22 protein-coding genes are annotated in these 24,323 nt (G+C 72.7%); 10 read left to right on the top strand and 12 right to left on the bottom strand.

Annotated features, from left to right (window positions below; all coding sequences use genetic code 11):
* Positions 1–17 precede the first annotated feature (17 nt).
* From STBA_RS27905 to STBA_RS27895, 3 genes are all read right to left on the bottom strand, one after another.
* On the bottom strand, positions 18–971 hold the full coding sequence (locus STBA_RS27905) for a carbohydrate ABC transporter permease (RefSeq protein WP_079252214.1): 954 nt from the start codon (positions 969–971) through the stop codon (positions 18–20).
* 2 nt (positions 972–973) lie between these two features.
* Positions 974–1,852 carry a sugar ABC transporter permease gene (locus STBA_RS27900; protein ID WP_253195291.1) on the bottom strand — a complete coding sequence of 293 codons (879 nt, stop codon included), beginning with the start codon at positions 1,850–1,852 and terminating at the stop codon, positions 974–976.
* Between the two features lie 252 nt (positions 1,853–2,104).
* A complete protein-coding gene (locus tag STBA_RS27895) occupies positions 2,105–3,355 on the bottom strand; it encodes an extracellular solute-binding protein (RefSeq protein ID WP_077061839.1) in 1,251 nt (416 codons plus the stop codon).
* A gap of 249 nt (positions 3,356–3,604) precedes the next feature.
* On the opposite strand from STBA_RS27895, the gene STBA_RS27890 reads away from it, so the two are divergent.
* Both STBA_RS27890 and STBA_RS27885 read left to right on the top strand, forming a co-directional pair.
* A complete protein-coding gene (locus STBA_RS27890) occupies positions 3,605–4,633 on the top strand; it encodes a LacI family DNA-binding transcriptional regulator (RefSeq protein ID WP_077061838.1) in 1,029 nt (342 codons plus the stop codon).
* 156 nt (positions 4,634–4,789) lie between these two features.
* Positions 4,790–5,677 (top strand): phosphatase PAP2 family protein, encoded by an 888-nt coding sequence (locus tag STBA_RS27885; protein WP_077061837.1) that lies wholly within the window; start codon positions 4,790–4,792, stop codon positions 5,675–5,677.
* On the opposite strand, the gene STBA_RS27880 is transcribed toward STBA_RS27885, so the two are convergent.
* Together STBA_RS27880 and glnA are read right to left on the bottom strand one after the other, a co-directional pair.
* Positions 5,665–8,658 carry a bifunctional [glutamine synthetase] adenylyltransferase/[glutamine synthetase]-adenylyl-L-tyrosine phosphorylase gene (locus STBA_RS27880; RefSeq protein ID WP_077061836.1) on the bottom strand — a complete coding sequence of 998 codons (2,994 nt, stop codon included), beginning with the start codon at positions 8,656–8,658 and terminating at the stop codon, positions 5,665–5,667. The genes STBA_RS27885 and STBA_RS27880 overlap by 13 nt on opposite strands.
* A gap of 284 nt (positions 8,659–8,942) precedes the next feature.
* The gene (glnA, locus tag STBA_RS27875; RefSeq protein ID WP_077061835.1) at positions 8,943–10,304 is read right to left on the bottom strand and encodes a type I glutamate--ammonia ligase; all 1,362 of its coding nucleotides are present in this window, start codon (positions 10,302–10,304) and stop codon (positions 8,943–8,945) included.
* A gap of 412 nt (positions 10,305–10,716) precedes the next feature.
* On the opposite strand from glnA, the gene STBA_RS39060 reads away from it, so the two are divergent.
* From STBA_RS39060 to STBA_RS27860, 3 genes are read left to right on the top strand one after another with little or no spacing between them, the layout of a single operon-like run.
* Positions 10,717–11,139, top strand: coding sequence for a DUF742 domain-containing protein (locus tag STBA_RS39060; RefSeq protein WP_079252213.1), 423 nt, complete (start codon positions 10,717–10,719; stop codon positions 11,137–11,139).
* Positions 11,120–11,722 carry an ATP/GTP-binding protein gene (locus tag STBA_RS27865; RefSeq protein WP_079252212.1) on the top strand — a complete coding sequence of 201 codons (603 nt, stop codon included), beginning with the start codon at positions 11,120–11,122 and terminating at the stop codon, positions 11,720–11,722. The genes STBA_RS39060 and STBA_RS27865 overlap by 20 nt, the downstream gene beginning before the upstream one ends.
* Positions 11,719–13,191 carry a cytochrome P450 gene (locus STBA_RS27860; protein WP_077061834.1) on the top strand — a complete coding sequence of 491 codons (1,473 nt, stop codon included), beginning with the start codon at positions 11,719–11,721 and terminating at the stop codon, positions 13,189–13,191. The genes STBA_RS27865 and STBA_RS27860 overlap by 4 nt, the downstream gene beginning before the upstream one ends.
* On the opposite strand, the gene STBA_RS27855 is transcribed toward STBA_RS27860, so the two are convergent.
* The gene (locus tag STBA_RS27855; RefSeq protein ID WP_077061833.1) at positions 13,127–14,203 is read right to left on the bottom strand and encodes a hypothetical protein; all 1,077 of its coding nucleotides are present in this window, start codon (positions 14,201–14,203) and stop codon (positions 13,127–13,129) included. The two genes, STBA_RS27860 and STBA_RS27855, sit on opposite strands and share 65 nt — an antisense overlap.
* A 220-nt stretch (positions 14,204–14,423) precedes the next feature.
* Between STBA_RS27855 and STBA_RS27850 the strand changes: the two genes are divergently transcribed.
* The gene (locus tag STBA_RS27850; RefSeq protein ID WP_077061832.1) at positions 14,424–16,175 is read left to right on the top strand and encodes an NAD+ synthase; all 1,752 of its coding nucleotides are present in this window, start codon (positions 14,424–14,426) and stop codon (positions 16,173–16,175) included.
* A gap of 18 nt (positions 16,176–16,193) precedes the next feature.
* Here STBA_RS27850 and STBA_RS27845 read toward each other — a convergent pair whose 3' ends face one another.
* The 3 genes from STBA_RS27845 to STBA_RS27835 form a co-directional block, all read right to left on the bottom strand.
* Entirely contained in the window at positions 16,194–16,793 is a 600-nt protein-coding gene (locus STBA_RS27845) for a hypothetical protein (protein WP_077061831.1), read from the bottom strand.
* Between the two features lie 7 nt (positions 16,794–16,800).
* Positions 16,801–17,700, bottom strand: coding sequence for a zinc metalloprotease HtpX (htpX, locus tag STBA_RS27840; RefSeq protein WP_077061830.1), 900 nt, complete (start codon positions 17,698–17,700; stop codon positions 16,801–16,803).
* 79 nt (positions 17,701–17,779) lie between these two features.
* Positions 17,780–18,808, bottom strand: a complete 1,029-nt coding sequence (locus STBA_RS27835; protein WP_077061829.1) for an endonuclease/exonuclease/phosphatase family protein — start codon at positions 18,806–18,808, stop codon at positions 17,780–17,782.
* Positions 18,809–19,053: 245 nt separating this feature from the next.
* Here STBA_RS27835 and panB point away from each other — a divergent pair, with 245 nt between their 5' ends.
* Complete coding sequence (panB, locus tag STBA_RS27830; RefSeq protein ID WP_077061828.1) at positions 19,054–19,923, top strand: 3-methyl-2-oxobutanoate hydroxymethyltransferase; 870 nt, start codon at positions 19,054–19,056, stop codon at positions 19,921–19,923.
* A gap of 30 nt (positions 19,924–19,953) precedes the next feature.
* Here the strand turns inward: panB and STBA_RS27825 are convergent, their stop codons facing one another.
* From STBA_RS27825 to STBA_RS27815, 3 genes are all read right to left on the bottom strand, one after another.
* Positions 19,954–20,154 carry a hypothetical protein gene (locus STBA_RS27825; RefSeq protein WP_077061827.1) on the bottom strand — a complete coding sequence of 67 codons (201 nt, stop codon included), beginning with the start codon at positions 20,152–20,154 and terminating at the stop codon, positions 19,954–19,956.
* A gap of 37 nt (positions 20,155–20,191) precedes the next feature.
* Positions 20,192–20,899, bottom strand: a complete 708-nt coding sequence (npdG, locus tag STBA_RS27820; protein WP_077061826.1) for an NADPH-dependent F420 reductase — start codon at positions 20,897–20,899, stop codon at positions 20,192–20,194.
* A 64-nt stretch (positions 20,900–20,963) separates the two neighbouring features.
* On the bottom strand, positions 20,964–21,233 hold the full coding sequence (locus STBA_RS27815; RefSeq protein ID WP_077061825.1) for a hypothetical protein: 270 nt from the start codon (positions 21,231–21,233) through the stop codon (positions 20,964–20,966).
* Positions 21,234–21,266: 33 nt separating this feature from the next.
* Here STBA_RS27815 and map point away from each other — a divergent pair, with 33 nt between their 5' ends.
* From map to STBA_RS27800, 3 genes are all read left to right on the top strand, one after another.
* Entirely contained in the window at positions 21,267–22,133 is an 867-nt protein-coding gene (map, locus tag STBA_RS27810) for a type I methionyl aminopeptidase (protein WP_077061824.1), read from the top strand.
* 119 nt (positions 22,134–22,252) lie between these two features.
* Positions 22,253–22,909 carry a biliverdin-producing heme oxygenase gene (locus tag STBA_RS27805; RefSeq protein ID WP_077061823.1) on the top strand — a complete coding sequence of 219 codons (657 nt, stop codon included), beginning with the start codon at positions 22,253–22,255 and terminating at the stop codon, positions 22,907–22,909.
* An 83-nt stretch (positions 22,910–22,992) separates the two neighbouring features.
* Positions 22,993–24,297 (top strand): ABC transporter substrate-binding protein, encoded by a 1,305-nt coding sequence (locus STBA_RS27800; RefSeq protein WP_077061822.1) that lies wholly within the window; start codon positions 22,993–22,995, stop codon positions 24,295–24,297.
* The last annotated feature ends 26 nt before the right edge of the window (positions 24,298–24,323 follow it).

Raw genomic sequence — 24,323 nt, 5'->3', positions numbered from 1 at the left:
GGGCGCCCTCGGTCCGGTCAGGACTTGGTGGCGCCTGCGGTGAGGCCGGACTGGAGGTGGCGCTGTGCGTACCCGAAGACCAGCGTGGCGGGCACCGCGATGAGCACCGCGGCGGCCGTCATCAGGTGCCAGTCCTGGGTGTGCTGGTTGACGAAGGTCTGGAGGCCGCCGGCCAGCGTCAGGTTCTGCTCGCCGGTCATGAACGCCGTGGCGTAGGCGACTTCGGCCCAGGCGGTGACGAACGTGTAGAAGCCGGTGACGGCCAGGCCGGGCCTGGCCAGCGGCATGATCAGCCGCCAGAACGTGCCGAACGGGGTGAGGCCGTCGACCCGCCCCGACTCGTCGATGGAAACGGGCACCGTGTCGAAGAAGCCCTTCATCATCCAGGCGCAGAACGGCACCGCGATGGTCAGGTAGGTGACGATGAGGCCGGTCGGCTGGTTGAGCAGGCCGTAGCGCGCCATCAGGTTGTACAGCGGCACGATCAGCACGGCCATGGGGAACATCTGCGTGATCAGCAGGGTCCACAGCAGCGGCCGCATGCCGGGGAAGCGGAAGCGGCTGAGCGCGTAGCCGGTGGTGGACGAGATGAACACGCCGATGACGGTGGTGATCACCACGATGAGCACCGAGTTGCCGAACCACGTGAGGAACTCGGTGTCGTTGATCACGTGGTCGTAGTTGTCCAGCGTGAAGTTGGAGACGAGCGACCTGGTGAACGTGTCGGCCTTCGGCTTGAAGGAGGTGACCAGCAGCCAGAACGGCGGGAACACGGCGATCAGCGCGGCGACGAGCAGCGTCGCGTGCAGGCCGATGGACGCCGCGCGGCTGCGTTCGCCGCGCCTGCGGACACGCCGGGCGCGGCCTGTGCCCACCAGGCCGCCGCCCGGGACGGCCTCGGGGGTGGGGCGCACGGGCGGCGCGGTGCCCTCGGGCTCGTGGCCGTTTCTCGGTGTCGTATGGGTCGCCATCGTCACCACACCTCTCCCTGCCTGCGGAGTGCCCTGCGGTAGGAGATCGCGAAGAGGACCAGGAGCAGCAGGATGAGCACGCCCCAGGCCGCGGAGTTCGCGAAGTCCCGCGGGCTGGCGACGAAGGCCAGCCGGAACGCCTCGGTCACGAGGATGTCGGTGGAGCCCGCCGGACCGCCGCGGGTCAGCAGGTAGATCACCGGGAACATGTTGAACGTCCAGATGGTGCTGAGCAGCACCACCGTCATGGACACGGAGCTGATGCCGGGCAGCGTGATGTTCCAGAACCGCTGCCAGGCGTTCGCCCCGTCCATCTCGGCCGCCTCGTACTGTTCGCCGGGGATGGACTGGAGCGCGCCGAGGATGGCGATGAGCATGAACGGCACGCCGAGCCACACGTTCGTGGCGATGACGGCGATCTTGGCCCAGACCGGGTCGGACAGCCAGGCGATGCCGTCGATGCCGCGGCCTTCGAGGAGGCTGTTGAGGATGCCGTTGCGCTCGTTGTAGAGCATCCGCCAGGCGAAGACGGAGACGAACGCCGGGATGGCCCACGGCAGGATCAGGGCCATGCGGTAGGCGGCGCGCCCGCGGAAGTTGCGGTTGAGCATGTTGGCCAGGCCGAGGCCGATGAGGAACGTGATGCTCACGCAGGCCACGGTCCACACGACGGTCCAGCCGAGCCGGTCCCAGAAGGTGTTGTCCCGCAGGATGTCGGCGTAGTTCTCCAGGCCGACGAAGTCGTAGGTCGCGGGGATCGTGTTGACGCCGATGGTGCGTTCGACGTTGCTCTCGTCGGCGTCGGTGAGGGAGAGGTAGATCCCGCGGACCAGTGGCCAGCCGATGATGACGGCGATCACCAGGACCACCGGTGCGATCATCGCCCAGGCGTACCAGTAGTCGGCCAGCTTCCGGCGCAGGCGGCCGGGCGCGCGGCGGGGGCCGCGGGCGCGTGGCGCGCCCGCGGCCTCGGCCGGCCGGCCGTCCCGCGGGGCGGCAGTGGCGGCCGTCCCGCGGGGGTTCACAGCGTCAGCCATGGTTGTCGGCCCTTCGTGCCCGCGGCGCGGGGTGCGCCGCTCGCTTCCGTGCTCCGCGGGGTGACCGCGCGGACGCGGTTGCCGGTGCCACCTCGCTCAGCTCCAGTCCTCAAGGAGGTCGCGGTAGGCGTCCCCGGTGTCGGAGGCGGCCTCATCCGGTGCGGCGGAGCCGGTCAGCATGGCCTCGATGGAGACGCGCAGCGGCTCGAAGAGGGACTGCGCCTCGGGAATCCAGGGGCGCTCGTGCGCGACGTCCACGGCCGGCTTGAAGAACTGCACCATCTCGTTGCCCTGGACGGCCGGGTCCTCGTAGACGGAGGCGCGGGTGGGCAGCAGGCTCAGCTCCTCGGTGATGCGCGTCTGCGTTTCCGCGGCGGCCATGTACTTGACGAACTCGAAGGACGCGTCGGCGTCCGGGGTGCCGGCGTAGACGCCGTAGTTCCAGCCGCCGAGGGGCGAGCCCTGCGCCTCGCCACCGGCCGGGACGGGCGCGACGCCCAGGTCCTCGCCGAGGGCGGCGGTGGCGTCGGCGATGGCCCAGGGGCCGTTGATCATCATGGCGACGTCGCCGTTCGCGAAGGACGACATCATGTTCTCCCAGCCCTCGCTGGTGTCCGTGATGGCGGCCCCGGAGTCGATCAGGCCCTGCATCTGCTCGAACGCGGCGACCCCGGCCGCGTCGTCGACGGTGACCTGCTGCGCCTCGGCGTCCACCAGATCGCCGCCCTCGCCGTAGAGGAACGGCAGGAACCAGTACGGGTCGTCGCCGCGGACGTACAGCGGGGTGGTGCCCGCCTCCTCGAAGGCGGCGGTGGCGTCCTCGACCTCGGCGAGGGATGCGGGCGGCTCGACGCCCGCCTCGTCCAGCAGCGCCTGGTTGTAGAACAGTGCGAGGGTGTCGGTGACCTGCGGGACGGCCCAGGTCTGGCCGTCGTACTGGGTGCTGGCCCAGGCTTCGTCCAGGAAGTCGTCCTGGTCGTCGAGCGCGGCGGTGTCGTCCAGCGGGTAGAGGTAGCCGAGGCTGGCGAAGTCGGCCACCCAGGCGACCTCGGTGCGCATGACGTCGGGCGCCTCGTTGGCGCCCGCGGCGTTCTTGAAGCGGTTCTGCGCGTCGTCGAAGCCTATGTTCACGTAGTCGACGGTGACCCCGGGGTGCTGCTCCTCGAAGTCCTCGGCCACGGCCTGGAAGACCTCGGCCTCCGTCTCGTTGGAGGTGTCCCAGTAGGTGACGGTGCCGGAAAGCTCACCGTCGGCGCCCCCGCCCCCCTCGTCGCCGTCGCTTCCGCAAGCTGTTGCCGCAAGAGCCAGTGCCGCAACGACGGCCGTCGTCCCTATGCTGCGCCGCATGTGAACTCCTTCAAACGTTACGCCCGTTTCAAGGGGATGTGTCCACCTTATGCGCCGCGCCACTGCCGCGCCGGGCCGGTCAGGAAAGTAACAGCGGCCGCCCTTTTTGGAAAGACCTTGCGGCAATTTGCTGCAAGACTCGTTTCGAGGGCGCTCGAACGCCGGGCAAGCGCCTAAATTCATACATTCCGGTACAGTTTCCCCTCCCCCGGTGGGCACGGCGATCCACGACAGGTACAGTCCCGAACTGTGACCGCACGGCTAGCTGACATCGCAGCCCAGGCGGGGGTCAGCGAAGCGACCGTCAGCCGTGTGCTCAACGGCAAACCGGGAGTCGCCTCCGCCACCCGCGAATCCGTCCTGACGGCGCTCGACCTGCTGGGATACGAGCGGCCCGCGCGACTGCAGAAGCGGAGCGCCGGGCTCGTCGGACTGATCACCCCGGAGCTGGAGAACCCGATCTTTCCCGCCTTTGCGCAAGTCATCTGCCAGGCGCTCACCCGTCAGGGCTACACGCCGGTGCTGGCCACCCAGACGCCGGGCGGCTCCACCGAGGACGAGCTGACCGGCATGCTGGTGGAGCGCGGCGTCGCCGGGATCATCTTCATCTCCGGCCTGCACGCGGACACCAGCGCCGACATGGAGCGCTACGAGCGGCTGCGCGGGCACGGCGTGCCGTTCGTGCTGATCAACGGGTTCTCGCCGAAGGTGCGGGCGCCGTTCGTCTCCCCGGACGACCGGGCCGCGATGCGGCTCGCCGTCACCCACCTCGGCTCGCTCGGCCACCGCAGGATCGGCCTCGCGCTCGGCCCGGCCAGGTTCGTGCCGGTGCAGCGCAAGATCGAGGGCTTCGTGCGCGGGATGGAGGAGGAGTTGCAGGTGCCCGCGGCCGAGGCCAGACGGCTGATCGAGCACTCCCTGTACACGCTGGAGGGCGGCCAGGCCGCCACCCTCGCGCTGCTGTCCCGGGAGTGCACGGCGGTGATCTGCGCCAGCGACATGATGGCCCTCGGCGCGATCCGTGCCGCGCGGCAGCAAGGTCTTTCCGTGCCGGAGCACTGCTCGGTCATCGGCTTCGACGACTCGCCGCTGATCGCGTTCACCGATCCGCCGCTCACCACGATCCGCCAGCCGGTGCCCGCGATGGGGCAGGCCGCGGTCCGCGCGCTGCTCGAAGAGGTCGGCGGGACGCCGGCCCCGCACAGCGAATTCGTGTTCATGCCGGAGCTGGTCGTCCGCGGCTCCACCGCCACCGCGCCGGTCATACAGCGCGCCTGACCGGCGGCTGACCGGCGGCTGAGCTGCCGCGGAGGCCGCGGACGCGCCGGCGCGGGACCCGGCGGGGATTCCTCCACCGCCCGGATGAGGGGGCAGGTCTAAGACCAGACCGGAGGATGATCGGGCGAGCGCCGACCTCTGGCAGACTGTTGGCCCATGGGGGCAACCAGTGTCAGTTCGAAAGTTGAGCGAGTGGACCCGGCAGGACCCGGACCCGCGACCGAGGGAAGTGAGGACACGGCCGCCGCCCCCGCCCCCGGGCGCCTGAGCGCGCTGCGGACCCCCAAACGCCCCCGGCTCTGGTTCGAGCTGCTGCTGATCGCGCTCAGTTACGGCATCTACTCGGTGATCCGTAATGCCGCGCCCACGCGCGTGGAGCAGGCGCAGGACCACGCCCGCTGGATCTGGGACGTGCAGGACGCCCTCGGCCTCGCCTTCGAGCGGTCGGTCAACCATGCGATAGAGGGCGTGACCTGGCTCATCGTGGCGATGAACTACTACTACGCCACCCTGCACTTCGTCGTGACGATCGCCGTGCTCGTCTGGCTGTTCCGCAGCCACCCCGGCCGGTACGGCGCCACGCGCCTGGTGCTGTTCGCCACCACGGGCGTCGCGCTGCTCGGCTACTACTTCTACCCGCTGGCCCCGCCGCGGCTGATGGAGGGCATGGACTTCATCGACACCGCCAGCGTCCACCACACGTGGGGCTCGCTCTCGGCCGAGGGCAGCGCCATGGCATCGGTGTCCAATCAGTACGCGGCGATGCCGTCCATGCACATCGGCTGGTCCCTGTGGTGCGGCGTCACGATCTTCGTGCTCGCCCGGCCGCTGTGGGTGAAGGTCCTCGGCCTGCTCTACCCGGCCGTCACACTGCTGGTGATCGTCGCAACCGCGAACCACTTCTGGCTGGACGCGGTCGGCGGCCTGATCTGCCTCGCCTTCGGCTACGCCGTCGCCCGCTTGTGGTACGGCGCGTCCTGCTACCGGCTGCCGCGGCGCGTCGGCGCCCCGGGCCAGGAAGGACCGCGCGTTCAGCCCTCGTAGAACAGCCGCTCCACCACGGCCCGCGCGCGGCGGGTGGTGCGCCGGTAGTCGTCCAGCATCCGGCCGACCTCGCCCGGCTCGTACCCCAGATAACGGGCCACGGCCGCCGATTCGCGGGTGTCGGCGGGGAAGGTGTCCTGCGGCCTGCCGCGGACCAGCATCACCGCGTTCCGCACCCGGGAGGCCAGCAGCCACGCCTCGTCCAGCACCTCCGCGTCCGCCGCGTCGAGCAGCCCGGCCGCCGCGGCCGCGGCCAGCGCGCGGCGGGTGCGCGTGGTGCGCAGCGCGGGCAGCTCGTGGGCATGCCGCAGCTGGAGCAGCTGAACGGTCCACTCGATGTCGGAGAGCCCGCCCCTGCCCAGCTTGGTGTGGGTCGTCGGGTCGGCGCCGCGCGGCATCCGTTCCGCCTCCATCCGTGCCTTCAGCCGCCTGATCTCGCGGACCGCGTCCTCGGCGGGCCCGCCCGGCGGGTGGCGCAGCGGGTCGATCAGCCCGATGAACCGCTCCCCCAGATCCGCGTCGCCCGCGACGGGCTGGGCGCGCAGCAGCGCCTGGCTCTCCCAGGTCAGGGACCAGCGGCGGTAGTAGGCGGCGAAGCTGGCGAGCGAGCGGACCAGCGGGCCGCTCCTGCCCTCAGGACGCAGATCGGCGTCGACGAGCAGCGGCGGGTCGACGCTCGGCAGTTGCAGCAGCCGGATCATCTCGTTCACGATGGCGAACGCGGCCTCGGCGGCCCGCTGTTCGGGAACGCCGGGCAGCGGATCGTGCACGAAGAGCACGTCGGCGTCCGAACCGTAGCTCAGCTCGTGGCCGCCGAAGCGGCCCATGGCGATGACGGCGATGCGCGTCAGGGGCTCGGCCTCCGCGCGGGCGGCGAAGGCCGCGGTGAGCGCCCCGGCCACGGTGGCCGCGTTGATGTCGGTGAGGGCGTCGCCGACGCGGTCGAGCACGGGCCCGGGCGCCTCGTCCGCGGACGAGGCGCCCGTGGCGTAGGCGCCGACGATGTCGGCCGCCGCGGTGCGGAACAGCTCGCGGCGGCGCACCCCGCGCGCGGCGGCGACCGCGCCCTCGGGGGTGTCCGCCCGGCGCACGGCCGCCTGGATCTCCTGGCCGAGGGCGGGCAGCGGGCGCGGGGCGAGACCGGCCGGGTCGCCGAGCAGGGCCACGGCCTCGGGGGCGCGCAGCAGCAGGTCGGGGGCGAGGCGCCCGGCGGAGAGCACCCGGGCCAGGTTCTCCGCGGCGGCGCCCTCGTCCCGCAGCAGCCGCAGGTACCAGGGGCTGGTGCCGAGCGCGTCCGAGACCTTGCGGAAGCCGAGGAGACCCGCGTCGGGGTCGGCGGAATCCGCGAAGCGGTCGAGGAGCACGGGCAGCAGGGTGCGTTGGATGGCGGCCTTGCGGGAGACGCCCGAGGCGAGCGCGCCCAGGTGGCGCAGGGCGGCGACGGGGTCGGCGTAGCCGAGGGCCACCAGGCGCTCGCGGGCGGCGTCCTGGCCGAGGCCGACCTGCCCCGCGTCCAGCCGCGCGACGGCGTCGAGCAGCGGCCGGTAGAACAGCTTCTCGTGCAGGCGGCGGACCACCGCGGTGTGGCGGCGCCAGGCCGCGGTCAGCTCGTGGACCGGCTCGCCGGTGAAGCCGAGGGAACGGCCGAGGCGGCGCAGGTCCGCGTCGTCCGTGGGCATCAGGTGGGTGCGGCGCAGGCGGTACAGCTGGATGCGGTGCTCGGCGGTGCGCAGGAAGCGGTAGGAGGCGTCGAGGGAGCCGGCGTCCTGGCGGCCGACGTAGCCGCCGGCGGCGAGCGCGCCCAGCGCGTCCAGGGTGGTGGCGGCGCGCAGCGAGGTGTCGGTACGGCCGTGGACGAGCTGGAGCAGCTGCACGGCGAACTCGACGTCGCGCAGCCCGCCGGGGCCGAGCTTCAGCTCGCGCTCGGCCTGGCCCGCCGGGATGGACTCCTCGACGCGGCGGCGCATCTGCTGCACGTCGGGCACGAAGTTCTCGCGCTCGACGGCCTGCCAGACCAGGGGGGCCACGGCCGCGCAGTAGTCGTCGCCCAGGGCGGCGTCGCCCGCGACCGGGCGGGCCTTGAGCAGGGCCTGGAACTCCCACGTCTTCGCCCAGCGGCGGTAGTAGGCGAGATGACTGCTGAGGGTGCGCACCAGCGGGCCGTTGCGCCCCTCGGGGCGGAGGTTCGCGTCGACCGGCCAGATGGTGCCCTCGGCGGTGGTCTCGGAGCACAGGCGCATCATGTGCGCGGCGAGCCGGGTGGCGGCCTGGAGGGCGGGCCCCTCATCGGCGCCCTCGGTGCCTTCGGCGGGCTCGGCGACGAAGATGACGTCGACGTCGGAGACGTAGTTCAGCTCCCGGCCCCCGCACTTGCCCATGCCGATGACGGCGAGCCGGCAGCGCGCGGCGTCCTCGGGGGCCGCGTCGGCCGCGATGCGCAGCGCGGTGCGCAGGGTGGCGGTGGCGAGGTCGGCCAGCTCGGCGGCGGTTTCGGCGAAGCCGGTGGTGCCCGTGATGTCGCGGGCGGCGATGGTGAGCAGGGCCCGGCGGTAGTGGACGCGCAGCGCGTCGGCGTCGGCGGCCGGGGCGAGCGCCGCCTCGAACTCCTGGGTGCCCGGGTGCAGGTCGGCCGTTTCGAAGGCGACGAGAGACTGCCAGTCGTCCGGGTGGCGGGCGAGGTGGTCGGCGAGCCCTTCCGAGGCGCCGAGCACGGCGAGCAGCCGGTCGCGCAGGGGCTTGGCGGCGGCGAGGGTGTCCAGCAGCAGGGCAGGACCCCGGCTCTGCGCCTCGGCGAGCCGGGCCAGGCCGCGCAGCGCGAGGTCGGGGTCCGCGGTGGCGCCGAGGGCGTCAAGCAGCACGCCGTCGGCCGCGGCCGCGCGCAGCACGGGGTCGTCGAGCAGCCGCCCGGCGGCCGTGGGGTCGGTGAACCCCCGGCGCAGAAGTTGCCCGAAACGGCTGTCCTTTCGCCCACCCACCGGCACGTCGTTCGTCCCCTCTGTGGCGGAGTTCCGCTGGTCAGCGGGGCCGGTCGGCGCCGGCCCCCGCGTAGAGCGTAGCCACCGGCGGCACGGCACGGGCACGTTCCCGCGACCGCGAGGCCGCCGGGCCCGCGGACGCGGTCCGGCGCGGGCCCCCGGCCGGGGCGGACCGGCCCCGGCCGGACGTGACGGCCCGGGGCCGGGACGAAGCCCGGCGGGAGAACGATCCGGCGGCGCGGCGCGGCGCGGCGCGGCGCCGCGGCAGGCGGCCTCCTGGGCGGCAAGCCCTACAGCACCGGCAGGTTTTTGCGCAGCTCGAACGCGGTCACCTCGGAGCGGTATTCCTCCCACTCCTGGCGCTTGTTGCGCAGAAAGAAGTCGAAGACGTGCTCGCCGAGCGTCTCCGCGACCAGTTCGCTGCGCTGCATCAGCTGGATCGCCTCGCCCAGGTTCTGCGGCAGCGGCTCGATGCCCAGGGCGCGGCGTTCGCCGTCGGACAGGGCCCACACGTCGTCCTCGGCGCCCGGCGGCAGCTCGTACCCTCCCTCGACGCCCTTCAGCCCCGCGGCGAGCAGCACGGCGTAGGAGAGGTAGGGGTTGGCGCCGGAGTCGAGCGAGCGGACCTCGACGCGGGTGGAGCCGGTCTTGCCGGGCTTGTACATGGGCACGCGGATCAGCGCGGAGCGGTTGTTGTGGCCCCAGCAGATGTAGGAGGGCGCCTCACCGCCCGCGCCCGCGGTGCGCTGGGTGCCGCCCCAGATGCGCTTGTAGGAGTTGACCCACTGGTTGGTGACGGCGGAGATCTCCCCGGCGTGCCGGAGCAGGCCGGCGATGAAGGAGCGGCCGATCTTCGACAGCTGGTATTCGGCGCCGGTCTCGTGAAAGGCGTTGCGGTCGCCCTCGAACAGCGAGAGGTGGGTGTGCATGCCGGAGCCGGGGTATTCGGAGAACGGCTTGGGCATGAACGTGGCCTGCACGCCCTGCTCCAGCGCGACCTGCTTCATCACCAGGCGGAACGTCATGATGTTGTCGGCGGTCGACAGGGCGTCCGCGTACCGCAAATCGATCTCCTGCTGGCCGGGAGCGCCCTCGTGGTGCGAGAACTCGACCGAGATGCCCATGGATTCGAGCATGGTGATGGCCTGCCTGCGGAAGTCCATGCCGATGTTCTGCGGGGTGTGGTCGAAGTAGCCGGAGGTGTCGGCCGGGGTGGGGCGCGAGCCGTCGACCGGCTTGTCGTTCAGCAGGAAGAACTCGATCTCCGGGTGGATGTAGAAGGTGAAGCCGAGGTCGGAGCTCTTGGCGAGGGCGCGCTTGAGGACGTAGCGCGGGTCCGCGTACGAGGGGGAGCCGTCGGGCATGAGGATGTCGCAGAACATCCGGGCGGTGCCCGGGGACTCGGCCCGCCAGGGCAGGATCTGGAACGTGCTGGGCGCGGGCTTCGCGATCATGTCGGACTCGTGCACGCGCGCGAATCCCTCGATGGCGGAGCCGTCGAAGCCGATGCCCTCTTCGAACGCCTGCTCAAGCTCGGCGGGGGCGACGGCGACGGACTTGAGAAAGCCCAGCACGTCGGTGAACCACAGGCGCACAAAACGGATGTCCCGCTCCTCCAGCGTGCGGAGTACGAACTCCTGCTGCTTCTCCATTTCCACCCATCCTCGCTGGTCAGACGGCTCTGTCCCCGGCCGCGGGGTCCTGCGGGGCTCCCGAGCATCCCATCACAGGATTTCGGCGGCGTTGCGCATGCGCGACCGGGACGGCCCGCGTCCATTGTGGGGCACGGAAGAGGGCACGGCCGAACCAACCTTTGGCCATACATGTACCCAGCGAATTGCGCCCGACCGCACCCGCCCAACCGCAGGTCAGCGGGGGTGCAGCCGCCGGATTCATCCGCCGGGGGACCCGGCCGGCCGCCCGTCCGGGGGACGTTTCCCCAAGCTGCTGCGGCCCGCCCCGGCCGCCCCCTACTCTCCCAGTCACCGGGCGAGTCGACTCCGCTACCCCACGTGCCCGCCCGCCGTTCCCGCCCCGCCGCCCGCGAGTCCGACGAGGATGCCCATGCAGCACCCCGACGCGCCACCACGATCCGCCCGCCCCGGGCGGGAAGAACGAACGGCCCGCGCCGCCACCGCGGGCGACGCGGACCCCCGCGGCGGCCAGGGGCCGCCCGCACCGCTGCGCCTCGTCGCCGCCCGCACCGCGTTCGACCTGGCGACGCTCGTCTTCGCGACGTCCGCAGCCCCCGCGGACCTGCCGCCCGAGCAGGCGGCGCTGCTGCGCGCCTGCGCCCGCCCGCTGTCCGTCGCGGAGCTGTCGGCCCACCTCGGTCTGCCGCTGCGCACCGTCGTCGCCCTGCTCGGGGAGCTGCACGCCCGCGGGCATGTCGAGCTGAGGGGGACCCGCGAGGAGCAGTGCCGCGCCGCCTCGCACCCCGACCCCACGATCCTGAAGGCACTGATCGATGGATTACAGCGTTTATGAACTGCCCTCACTGTCCTCACCGTCCCCGCGTCCCTCGCCGCGGGACCCGCTGCCCGACTCGGCCGAGCGGTCGGTGAAGGTGCTGGTCGTCGGCGGTTTCGGGGTCGGCAAGACGACGCTGGTCGGCTCCGCCAGCGAGATCCGCCCGCTCCGCGCCGCGGCGGGGACCGGCCCGCGGGTGGCCGTGGACGTGGGCCGCGTCACGTGCGGCGGGCGCCTGGTGCTCTACCTGTTCGGCCCGCCGGGCCAGCAGCATCTGTGGTTCCTGCTGGACGGCGTGCTCGACGGCGCGATCGGCGCGGTGGTGCTGGTCGACACCCGCCGCCTCCACGACAGCTTCCCGGCCGTGGACCGGCTCGAACGGGGCGGCGTGCCCTTCGTCGTCGCCGCCAATCTCTTCCCCGACGCCCCGCTGTGCCCCGCCGGCGACCTGCGCGCCACGCTCGACCTGCCGGGTTCCGTACCGGTCGTCACCTGCGACGCCCGCCGGCCCGGCTCGTCCCGCGGCGTGCTCCTGACGCTGCTGCGCCACCTGCACACCACCGCGCCCCGGCGCAACACGCCCCCGAGGAGGGCCATGTGACCGCGACCTCGCCCGACCCCTCCCGCACCGGGCCGCACGGCGCGCCGCCCCCCGGGTGCCCCGCCCACCGCGAAGGACCGGGCGGGGCGCAGCGGCTGTACGGCCGGGTGGCCGCCGCCGATCCCGCGGCCCTGTACGAAGGGCTGCGCTCCCGCCACGGGGCCGTGGCCCCCGTGCTGCTCGAAGGCGACGTGCCGGCCTGGCTCGTGCTCGGCTACGACGAGATCCTGCACGTGACCCGCAGCCCGCGCCGCTTCAGCCGGGACGGGCGCAACTGGTCCCGGTGGATCGAGGGGCGCATCGGCCCGGACGCCCCCATCGCGCCGGTCCTGCTGTGGGGCCCGGACTGCGCGCACCAGGACGGCGCCGCCCACCAGCGGCTGCGCGGCGCGGTCCACGAAAGCCTTCAGCGCTTCGACCGCCGCGGGCTGCGGCGCCTTGCGCAGCACAACGCGCACGGGCTGATCGACCGGTTCGCCGCGGACGGGCGGGCGGACCTGGTCGCCCAGTACGCGCGGCAGCTGCCGGTCCTGACGCTGACGCAGATCCTGGGCCTGCCGGAGCCGGAGGGGCCGCGGCTCGCCGAGGCGAGCCGCCAGCTGCTGCTGGGCACCGAGCGGGCCGTCACCAGCGACCGTTACCTCAAGCGTGCGCTGTTCAGGCTCGTCGAGCGCAAGCACGCGGCGCCCGGCCACGACCTGGCGTCCTGGCTGATCGCGCACCCGGCCGGCCTGTCGGACGAGGAGGTCGGCCACCACCTGCGACTGGTGCTCGTCGCGGCGAACGAGGCGACCACCAACCTCATCGTGAACACCCTGCGGGTCTTCGTCCACCCCGCCTTCCGCGGCCCGCTGCTCGGCGGGCGGATGACGCCGCACGCCGCGGTGGAACAGGTGCTGTGGGACGAGCCGCCGATCGCGGTGTGCCCCGGCGGCTTCGCCCTTCAGGACGTGGAACTGGGCGGCCGGCACATCCGCCGGGGCGACCTCTTGCTCCTCGGTCTGGCCGCGGCCAACGCGGACCCGGAGATCCGGCCCGCGCCCGGCGCCCCGATGCACGGCAACCGCTCGCACCTGGCGTTCACCAGCGGCCCCCACGAATGCCCGGGGCAGGAGATCGGCCGGGCCATCTGCGTGACGGCCGTCGAGGTGCTGCTCGCCCGGCTGCCCGACCTCCGGCCCGCCGCCGGCCCCGAGGAGCTGACCTGGTCGGCGTCGACCTGGTCGCGCCACCTGGACGCGCTGCCCGTCGCGTTCACCCCCCGCCGCCCGGTCCCGGCGGAGCCGGAGCGGGCGGGCGGCCCGCCGCCACGGCCGGTGCGCCAGCCCGCGTGGGGGCAGGCGGCCGGGCCCGCCGCCCCGGATGCCGGTTCCGCCGCCGGCCCCGTCGCCGCGGGCGGCCGGGTCAGACGACGGGCGCCGGCCGTCCGTGGGGTGCGGGCGGTGCTGGCCCGGCTACGGGGCCGGTGAGCCGTCCTGGCCCGCCGGGGCGGTGCGCCGCCTCGTCGCCCGGCAGGTCCGCGCCGCCGGACGCGTACCGCGAAGAGGCCGCCCCCCACCGCTGGTTGGCGGCCATCCAGGAACGCAGCCCGTCGAGGTAACGTGCCACGGCCGCGGCGCCAGAGGGGGCGAGCCGCCAGCCGCCGTGCAGCCGCGGGATGCCGTCGGCCACGGTCTCGAACAGCTCGGCGCGGCCCGCGACCATGGCACCGACCTGTGCCACCGCCTCAGCCCGCGAGCAGCCGAGGGCGCGCTGCCGGATGAGCGGCAGGTTGTGCGGGTTGCCCCTGGCCGCCTCGCGTTCCATGGCGTGCACGTCGTTGCAGAGGAGGACCACGTCGCCCGCGCACCGCGTCATGGTCCGCACCTCGGGGCTCCAGTACGCGGCGGGCGGCACCTCGAAGTGCCCGGCGCGTTCGATCAGGTCGAAGCAGGGTGCGGTGCCCGCCGCCCGGCGGCGCAGCGCGAGGTAGGACTTCTCGTCGAGGCGGACGCCGAGGCAGCGGTTGTGCGCCTGGTGCAGGCGGGCGCGGAAAAAGCGCGTCAGGTTGCCCGCGGCCCGCTCCCGCCAGGACGGCGACATGCCCTCGGCGGCGCGGCGCCACACGTCCGCGCAGGCGCGGGTCACGGGCAGGTCGAGCAACAGGCGGGCGCCGGGGGCGCGGTAGGGGATGGCGGCCAGTTCGGTGCTGAGCCGGGCGGCCAGCTCCGGCTGGGCCCGGGAGGGCCGGTCGAACTGGTCGTCCAGCGGGAAGCCGAGGCAGACGGCGTCGGTGACGAGGTCGAGGTCGGCGCCCCTGGCGTCCGGGTAGGCGGCGGCGGCCAGTTCGGGCAGCAGCCAGTCGCGGTAGCGGCGCATGGCCCGTTCGCCGCGCACCAGGCCGAGGTCGGCTGCCCGGCCCAGATGGCGGGCGCGGGCCCGGTCGGCCTCGGGGTTGGTCCGGGTGCGGAAGGGCAGGAGGAAGCTGACGTCCTGCGGCATGCCACCCCTCCGGCGTGGACGGCACTGCGACGTGGGATAGCTGTGCCCCGCACCGGCCGCGGGCAACCCCGCGGCGGCACACCCTGGCCGAATATGCCAGGTCGGCTTTCGGCCCCGCGCCGCTCAGCGCGCGCCGGTCGCACGGACTTCGACCGGATCGTGCCGGAACGCACCCGGGCCCCCACCCCATAGCGTCAGTCGGACGATTAGACTCGGTGGCGTGCCTCAGCTACGTATCGCCCTCAACCAGATCGATTCCTCCGTCGGGGCCCTGGCCGCGAACGCGGACGCCGTGCTGCGCTGGACCGGGCGCGCCGTGGAGCGCGGCGCGCACCTGGTGGCGTTCCCCGAGATGATGCTGACCGGCTATCCGGTGGAGGACCTGGCGCTGCGCGCCTCGTTCGTCTCCGCGAGCCGGGAGGCGCTCGACGGGCTCGCCGTGCGGCTGGCCGAGTCCGGTCTGGGTGAGGTGCCGGTCGTACTCGGCTACCTGGACCGCTCCGCCGAGGAGGTCAGGGTCAACGCGGGGCTGCCGGCCGGCGCCCCGCAGAACGCGGCGGCCGTGCTGCACCGCGGCGAGGTGGTGCTGACGTTCGCCAAGCACCACCTGCCGAACTACGGGGTGTTCGACGAGTTCCGGTACTTCGTGCCCGGCGCGACCCTGCCCGTGCTCCGGGTGCACGGCGTCGACGTGGCGCTGGCCATCTGCGAGGACCTGTGGCAGGACGGCGGCCGGGTGCCGGCCGCGCGCGCCGCGGGGGCCGGGCTGCTGCTCACGATCAACGCCTCCCCCTACGAGGTGCACAAGGACGACACGCGCCTCGGCCTGGTGCGCAGGCGGGCGCAGGAGGCCGGGTGCGCGCTGGCGTACCTGGCGATGGTCGGCGGGCAGGACGAGCTGGTCTTCGACGGCGACTCGATCGTCGTGGACCGGGACGGCTCGGTGCTGGCCCGCGGGCCGCAGTTCGCCGAGGAGTGCCTCCTGCTCGACCTCGACCTGCCGGCCGCGGCGGCGGAGCCGCCGTCCGGGCCGGTCGCCGACGGGCTGCGCATCGACCACCTGACGCTGTCGTCCGAGCCCCTGGCGCCCGGACCGGTGCGGTACCCGGGGGGCGAGGCGGAGCGCCTCGGCGACACGGAGGAGATGTACCAGGCACTGGTCACCGGGGTGCGGGCCTATACGCGGAAGAACGGCTTCCGTTCGGTGCTGATCGGCCTGTCCGGCGGCATCGACTCGGCGCTCTGCGCGGCCATCGCCTGCGACGCGCTGGGGCCCGGGCACGTGTACGGCCTGTCGATGCCGTCGCGGTACTCCTCGGAGCACTCGCGGGACGACGCGGTGGAGCTGGCCCGCCGCACCGGCCTCGACCTGCGGACCGTTCCGGTGGGGGCGATGTTCGACGCCTACATGTCGGCGGTGGAGCTGACGGGGCTCGCCGAGGAGAACCTCCAGTCGCGGCTGCGCGGCACCCTGCTGATGGCCGTGTCCAACCAGGAGGGGCACATCGTGCTTGCCCCCGGCAACAAGAGCGAGCTGGCGGTGGGCTACTCCACGCTGTACGGGGATTCGGTGGGCGCGTACGCGCCGATCAAGGACGTCTACAAGACGGGCGTCTACCAGCTGGCGCGGTGGCGGAACGAGGCCGCCGCGCGGCGCGGCGAGACGCCGCCCATCCCGGAGAACTCGATCGCCAAGCCGCCGAGCGCGGAGCTGCGGCCCGGCCAGGTCGACACGGACTCCCTGCCGGACTACGACCAGCTGGACCGGGTGCTCGAAAGTTACGTGGACCGGGACCTGGGGCGTGCGGAGATCATCGCGGCCGGCTTCCCCGAGGAGCTGGTCACGCGCGTGCTGCGGCTGGTGGACGCCGCCGAGTACAAGCGGCGGCAGTACCCGCCGGGCACGAAGATCTCGCAGAAGGTCTTCGGGAAGGACCGCAGGCTGCCGATCACCAGCGGCTGGCGGGAGTAGCGGGGCGGCCGGGCTCGTTCACAGGCCGGGCGCGCCCCACACGGGGAACCAGCGGGTGAGGTCCTTCTCCACTCGCAGATCGTTCTCCAGCAGAGCGCGGATCTGGAGTTCCAGGCCGTTGTCGCGGCGCTCGGACTGGCCGGGCACGGGCGAGAACGGGTAGAAGGTGCCGCGCTTGTACAGGTAGACCAGGGCGAGCGGGCGCTGCTGGCCGCGGTCGTCGGGTGCGGTGGTGAAGCCGGTGATCGAGCACAGCAGCTGGGGGCCGAAACCGGCGTCCTTCAGGCTGGTGTTGACGGCGTGCAGGTCGTTGACCAGGCCGCCGATGTCCTCCGGCGGGTGGCGGGCCAGCAGCCAGGTGTAGCCGTAGGAGTCCTGGCTGAACTCGACGGGGATGCCGCCGGTGGCGGTATCGGCGTCGAGCAGCTCCCGCACCTCCTGCCTGACGCGGGTGAACGCGCCGCCCTCGACGCTGGCGAAGCAGACGGAGCCGCGCCCGGTGGGGGTGAGCCCGGCGGCGGCCTGGAGGGTGACGGCGGCGGAGGGGATGGCGAAGAGCTGGTCGAGGTCGGGCCTGGCGGGCTTGCGGCGGCCGAGGATGATGTCGAGGAAGCCCATGGCCGCGTCACCCGCCGAGCTCGGTGGACAGCTTCGCCAGCCGGTCGAGGCGCTGTTCCAGGGTCGGGTGGGAGGAGAACAGCCGGCTCAGGCTCGCGCCGGGGGACAGCGCGGGGGCGAAGAAGAACGCGTTGAACGGCTCGGCCTGGCGCAGGTCGCGGGTGGGGATGCGGGACATCTGTCCCGAGACCTTGGTGAGGGCCGAGGCCAGGGCGGAGGGGCGGCCGGTGAGCAGCGCGCCGGTGCGGTCCGCGGACAGCTCGCGGTAGCGGGAGAGCAGCCGGGTGAGCAGGAAGCTGATCACGTAGACCACGGCGCTGATCAGCGGGATCAGCAGGAGGAGCACGTTCTGGTTGTTGCGGCCGCCGCGGCCGAAGAGGCCCGTCCACAGGGCCATGCGGGTGATCAGCCCGGCCAGCACGCCGAGGAACGCGGCCACGGTCATCACGGCGACGTCGCGGTGGGCGACGTGCGACAGTTCGTGGGCGAGGACGCCCTCCAGCTCGTCGGGCTCCAGGCGGCGCAGCAGGCCCGTGGTGGCGCAGACCAGGGACTTCTTCTGGCTGCGGCCGGTGGCGAACGCGTTCGGCACGTCGGTGTCGGCGATGGCGACCTTGGGCTTGGGCATGTCGGCCAGCGCGCACAGCCGGTCCACGGCGCCGTGCAGCTCGGGGGCCTGCTCGGGGGTGACCTCGCGGGCGCCCATGCTGAAGGCGGCGATCCGGTCACTGAACCAGAACTGGGCGGCGAACAGTCCGCCGACCAGGACCACGACGAGCGGCCATGCCTTGCCCAGTGCGGCGACCAGCACGCCCACGAAGATCACGTAGAGCAGCCCGATGAGAAACATGGTGAGCACCATGCGGCGGGTTAGCCCTCGGTCGGGTGCGTAGCGGGTGCGTGCCATGCCTGCCTTCCTCGCGGAACCTTTCCTCCTCCTTCCTTCAAAAGTAGAGCAGGCCCGGGCAAAAGGGAGAACGGGGCGGTCAGAGGTCGACGCGGGCGGCGACGGGCAGGTGGTCACTGCCGGTGGCCGGAAGGGTCCAGGAGGAGACCGGCTCCAGGTCGCGGACCAGGATCTGGTCGATCCTGGCCATGGGGAACCCGGCGGGCCAGCTGAAGCCGAAGCCCGCGCCCGCCGCGCCCTGCGTGGAACGCAGCTGCGAGGTCAGGGGGGCGAGCGCGCCGTCGTTCATCGTCCCGTTCAGGTCGCCCAGGAGGATCGCGCGGTCCACCGGCTCGTCGGCGATGGCCCGGCCGAGGAGATCGGCGGCGTCGTCCCGCTGCCCGGCGGTGAACCCGGCCCGGAACTGCACGCGGACCGACGGCAGGTGCGCCACGTAGGCGGCGATCTCGCCCTGCGGGCTGGCGACGGTGGTGCGCATCGCGCGCGTCCAGCCCATGCCGATGTCCACGGGGGCGGTGTCGCTGAGCGGGTAGCGGCTCCACAGGCCGACCGTGCCCTGCACGCTGTGGTGCGGGTAGGTCTCGGCCAGCCCCTCCTCGTAGGTCTCCCGCTCGTTCTGCGGCAGCTCCTGGAGGGCGAGGAGGTCGGCGCCCGAGGCGGCCAGCTCGGCGGCCGTGGCGGCCGGGTCGGTGTTGTCCGCGTCCACGTTGTGGCTGACGACCATGAGCGCCCCGCCGCCGCCGGTCTTGTCGACGAGCAGCCCGCCGAAGAGGTTGAGCCAGACCAGGGACGGCACCAGCACGGCGATCACGGCCGTCGCCGAACGGCGCAGCGCCGCGCAGCCGGCCAGCACCGGGATCGTGAAGCCGAGCCAGGGCAGGAAGGTCTGGAGGAGACTGCCCAGGTTCCCGATCTGGTTGGGAATCCTGGAGTGCAGCATCATGATCAGGGCGAGTGCCAGGGCCAGGCCCGCGACGACCCAGCCGCGGCGCCACCGCCCGACGCGGTCCCGCCAGCGCGGCTTGTCGCCACCGCCCTCCCCGGCGGCGTGGGCGCCGTCCTCGTCGCCCTCGTCCGAACGGGTTGCCGGGGTGTCCACACGTGCCATCCGCTGCCCTCGCTGACCGTCGCGCTCCGCCCCGGCAACCATAGGCCCCACTCGCCCCGTGGCACCGGCCAGGAGGCCACTCCCGGATCGTGTGACGGATTCGTCCGCTCTCAAGACGGCCACGGCGGGGCGCGGGGTTCCGTTATATCAGCACCCCTTTTCGCGTGCGCCGCCTCGGTGCGACCATGGAAGGCGATCCGGGGACGCCGTGACGGCGCTTCGAGACGACGAACAGGAGCAGCGCGATGACCAGCGCGATGACAGGGCACAAGCCTGCCGGGACCGGGCTCTACGGCGGCCGGAGCAGCCGCAGACTCACGGTCAGGGACATAGCGGCGGCCAAGCGGCGGGGCGAGAAGTGGCCGATGCTGACCGCGTACGACGCAATGACCGCCTCGGTCTTCGACGAGGCAGGTATTCCGGTGATGCTGGTGGGCGACTCCATGGGCAATGCCCACCTGGGGTACGACAGCACCGTCCCGGTCACCCTCGACCAGATGACCATGCTGGCCGGGGCCGTGGTGCGCGGCACGAGCCGCGCGCTGATCGTGGGGGACCTGCCGTTCGGGTCCTACCAGGAGAGCGCGGTGCAGGCGCTGCGCAGCGCCACCCACCTGGTCAAGGAGGCCGGGGTCGGCGCGGTGAAGCTGGAGGGCGGCGAGCGTTCCGCCGACCAGATCCGGCTGCTGGTGGAGTCGGGGATTCCGGTGATGGCCCACGTCGGCCTGACCCCGCAGTCGGTGCACGCCTACGGCGGGCACCCGGTGCAGGGGCGCGGTGAGGAGGCGGCGCAGCAGCTCCTGCGGGATGCGAAGGCGGTGCAGGACGCGGGCGCGTTCGCGGTGGTGCTCGAACTGGTGACGGCCGAACTGGCCGCGGAGGTGACGCGCAGCCTGCACATTCCGACGATCGGCATCGGCTCGGGCGCGGAGTGCGACGCGCAGGTGCTGGTGTGGACCGACATGGCCGGGATGACGGAGTGGCCCGGCGGCCGCACGCCGCGGTTCGTCAAGCAGTACGGGCGGCTGCGGGAGGCGCTGGGCGACGCGGCGCGGGCGTTCGCCGAGGACGTCGTGGGCGGGGCCTACCCGGACGAGGAGCACAGCTTCCACTGATCTCCGGGCGCGCCGCCCCGGCCGGCCGCCTCAGGCGGTCGGCCGGGCCCTGGACTTCTTGAAGTAGTACCAGGCCAGGTTCGACGAGAGGCCGGCCAGGAGGACCCAGATGATGCCGAGCCAGTTGCCCCGGGTGAACGACACGACCGCCGCGACGACGGTGAGCACGCACACGATCAGGGCGTAGACGGCGAGCCGGCTGGGGTGGGCGGCCTGGGCGGCGGGGGGCATCTGGAGGGCTCCGTGGGTCTGGCGGGATCTGCTGGGGTCAGATGTCGGTGAGGCGGACGCCCGCGTGGGCGGAGTAGCGGCGGTTGACCGAGATGAGGTTGGCGACCAGCGCCTCCACCTGGTGGGCGTTCCGCAGCCGGCCGGCGAAGACGCCGCGCATGCCGGGGATGCGGCCGGCCAGCGCCTGCACGATCGCGCAGTCGGCGCGGCTCTCGCCGAGCACCATGACGTCGGTGTCGATCTTCTCGATCGCGGGGTCCTGGAGCAGCACGGCCGACAGGTGGTGGAACGCGGCGGTGACGCGCGCGTCGGGCAGGAGCGCGGCGGCCTGCTCGGCGGCGCTGCCCTCCTCGGGAACGAGGGCGTACGCGCCCTTCTTGTCGAAGCCGAGCGGGTTGACGCAGTCGACGACGAGCTTGCCCGCCAGCTCCTCGCGCAGCGCGGTGAGGGTGGCGGCGTGACCCTCCCACGGGACGGCGACGATCACCACGTCGCTCTCCCGGGCGCAGCCCGCGTTGTCCATGCCCTCGGTGCCGTGGCCGAGTTCGTCCGCGGCGGCGCGGGCGCGGTCGGCGGCGCGCGAGCCGATGATCACCCGGTGGCCGGCGCGGGCGAGGCGGTAGGCGAGACCGCGGCCCTGGTCGCCGGTTCCGCCGAGGACGCCGATGACGAGGCCGGAGACGTCAGGCAGGGCCCAGGGGTCCTTGGCGGCGGGCTTGGTGCCGCCGGCTTCTGTTGAGGTCATGTCCGCATCCTGCCACTCCCCCGCCGCGGCCAGTCGGCTCCCCCCGGGCCGCGGTCCTGCTGCGTCAGGTCGCCCGGCTCCCGCCGCCGTTCCCGTCCCGGTCCCCGGTCCCGTCCTCGCCGGGGTCCTCGTCGTTCCAGCGCGGGTCGTTGCGCCACGCCTCGTTGCGGTCGCGGGCGGTGTCCATCGCGTGCTCGGCCTCGGTGCGGGTCGGGTACGGGCCGAAGCGGTCCTGCGCGGGGCAGTCGGGGCCCTCCTCGACCGCGCGGTGCTTCAGGCAGTAGTACCACTCGCCGGACCGGCCGGCGGTCTTGCGTCGGAAGAGAGCAGCCATGTCCTCATCCTGCCCACCCGTAAACTCATTCGCATGTCTGGCCAGTCGCTCCTTGTTCCCGGCCGGCTCTCGCCGGCCCGCACCGTTCCCTCCGCGATCCCCCGCCCCGAGTACGTGGGCCGCAAGGCGCCCACGCCCTACCGCGGCCCCGACGTGCAGGACGCGGAGACCATCGAGCGCATGCGGATCGCCGGGCGGATCGCCGCGCAGGCGCTGGCGGAGGCGGCGGCGCACATCGAGCCGGGGGTGACGACCGACCGGCTGGACGAGGTGGCGCACACGTTCCTGTGCGACCACGGCGCCTACCCGTCCACGCTCGGCTACCGGGGCTTCCCCAAATCGCTGTGCACCTCGGTGAACGAGGTGATCTGCCACGGCATCCCGGACTCGACGGTGCTGCACGCGGGCGACATCGTGAACCTCGACGTGACCGCGTTCACCGGCGGCGTGCACGGCGACACCAACGCGACGTACCTGGTGGGCGGCGAGGAGGCGGTGGACGAGGAGTCGCGCCTGCTGGTCGAGCGGACCGGCCAGGCGCTGACCCGGGCGGTGCGGGCGGTCAGGCCCGGTCGCCGGATCAACGTGATCGGACGCGTCATCGAGTCCTACGCGAAGCGCTTCGGCTATGGCGTGGTGCGGGACTTCACCGGTCACGGCATCAACAGCTCGTTCCACTCGGGCCTGATCATCCCGCACTACGACGACCCGAACGCGACGACGGTGCTCGAAGCGGGGATGACGTTCACGATCGAGCCGATGCTGACGCTCGGTACGCACGAGTGGGACATGTGGGCGGACAACTGGACGGTGGTCACCAAGGACCGCAGGCGCACGGCGCAGTTCGAGCACACGCTGCTGGTGACGGACGACGGGGCGGAGATCCTGACGCTGCCCTGACCCGAGGTTACCGACACGGCGTCGGCAAGTGCTTGACTTAGGTAAGCCTAAGTAGCGAGGATGGCGGGGCGCGGCGGCCTGCCGCGCCCCGCCGCCTCGTTCGGCCCTGGAGGTCCGCCGTGACCGTGCTCGAAGCCACCCCCTTCTCGACGCTGATCCGCGACGCCTCGCACCAGCAGCACACCGAAGCCGAGAACTCGGCGTTCATGGGCGACCTGCTCGGCGGACGGCTCGGCGTCGGCGCGTTCCGCAGCTACACCGAGCAGCTGTGGTTCGTCTACCGGGCGCTGGAGGGTGTCGCGGACCGGCTGGCGGACGACCCGGTCGCGGGCCCGTTCATCCGCCCCGAGCTCTTCCGCACCACCGCGCTCGAACGGGACCTGGACCACCTGCACGACGGCGGGGACTGGCGCGCCGCGCTGCGCCCGCTGCCCGCGACCGAGGCGTACGCGGCGCGCGTGATGGAGGTCGCGCGGGACTGGCCGGGCGGCTATGTCGCGCACCACTACACCCGCTACCTCGGTGACCTCTCCGGCGGTCAGATCATCCGTTCCACCGCGGAGCGGCGTTACGGCTTCGCGCGCAAGGGCGACGGGGTGCGGTTCTACGTCTTCGAGGGCATCGCCAACCCGGCCGCGTTCAAGCGTGAGTACCGGTCGCTGCTGGACGCGCTGCCCGCACCGGAGCCGGAGCGGCTGCGGATCGTGGACGAGTGCAAGCGGGCGTTCGCGCTGAACACGGCGGTGTTCATGGACCTGGAGAACGCAGCGGCCTGAAGCAGGGGCCCTTTCCGGTGAATATTTCCGATAAGAGCGTTTTCGGCTTTGTGTAGGGGGACGGGCACGGAACGCTGAGGCCCATGTCCATCCGCAGAGCAGCCGCGCTCTGCGCCGTCCCCGTTCTGCTGGCCGCTGCCGCATGCGGCTCCGGCGTCGGTTCCGCAACGGTCGATCCGCGGGACGTGGGGCCGGCGTCCGGCGCCATTACCTGGTACGCAATCAACTTCGGCCCCGAGGGCCTGCCACAGAAGCTCATCGACGCCTTCGAGAAAAAGCACCCCGAGATCTCCGTCACCTACCAGGCGGCGCCGAACAACACCGACACGATGCGCGCCACGCTGACCACCGAGATCTCCGGCGGCTCCGGCAGCATCGACGTCTTCAACGGCGACCTCATCTGGCCCGCCCAGTTCGGCAGGTCAGAGCTGGCCATGCCGCTGGACGAGCACCTGCCGGACGACTTCTGGGACCGCTACCCCGAGCAGCGGTCCGAGCTCACCGAGTACCGCGGCGACCACGTGGCGGCGCCGCTGTACGCCGACGCCGGCTTCCTCTACTACCGCAAGGACCTGCTGGAGAAGCACGACCTGCCGGTCCCCCGCACCTGGGAGGAGTTGGCGAAGACCGCCCGCACCATCCAGGACGCGGGAGACGCGAAGTACGGCTACGTCGGCCAGTGGGCCAACTACGAGGGTCTGAGCGTCAACTGGACCGAGATGACGGCGGCGGCCGGCGGCCGGAGCGTCTCCGATGACCACGAGAGCTGCACGATGGAGACCCAGGAGAACCGGCGCGTCCTGGACTTCATGCGCGGCATGCTGGACGACGAGGTGGCGCCCTCGGCGATCACCAGCTTCCAGGAGCCGCAGTCGCTCCAGACCTTCGTGGAGGGCGACGCCGTCTTCCACCGCAACTGGGCGCACGGCTTCGGCGAGTCCAACAACCCGGAGATCTCCGCGGTGGCGGGCAAGGTCGGCATCGCGCCGCTGCCCACCTTCGAAGGCGAGGACCACCCGGGCCCCTCCGCCATGGGCGGCTGGAACCTCATGGTCAACCCGCACAGCGAGTCGGTCGGCGCCGTGCTGACGTTCATCAAGTGGATGACCGGCGACGAGGCGCAGCGCATGCTCGCGGAGAACGCCGTACTGCCCACCGTCTCCGACGTGCTGAACGACAAGGAGTTGCAGCGCGACGATCCGGTGCTCGCCGCCGCGGCCGAGGTGCCGATGGTCGCCAGACCCGCCCTCTTCCCCCGGTACGCGCAGGTCAGCTACGGCATGTTCACCAACATCAACGGGTCGCTGGCCGGCACCACGCCGCCGGGCGCGGCGCTGCGCGCGGCGTGCGACGACATCGAGCGGGCTTTGGAGGGCAACGCCCTGTGAGCTACTCCCCCGGCCTCCGGCCAGCA

This window comes from Streptomyces sp. MP131-18 (genome assembly GCF_001984575.1).
Taxonomy (GTDB): domain Bacteria; phylum Actinomycetota; class Actinomycetes; order Streptomycetales; family Streptomycetaceae; genus Streptomyces; species Streptomyces johnsoniae.
The sequence above is the reverse complement of the archived record's forward strand: the minus strand, read 5'-3'. Positions and strand labels throughout refer to the sequence as shown.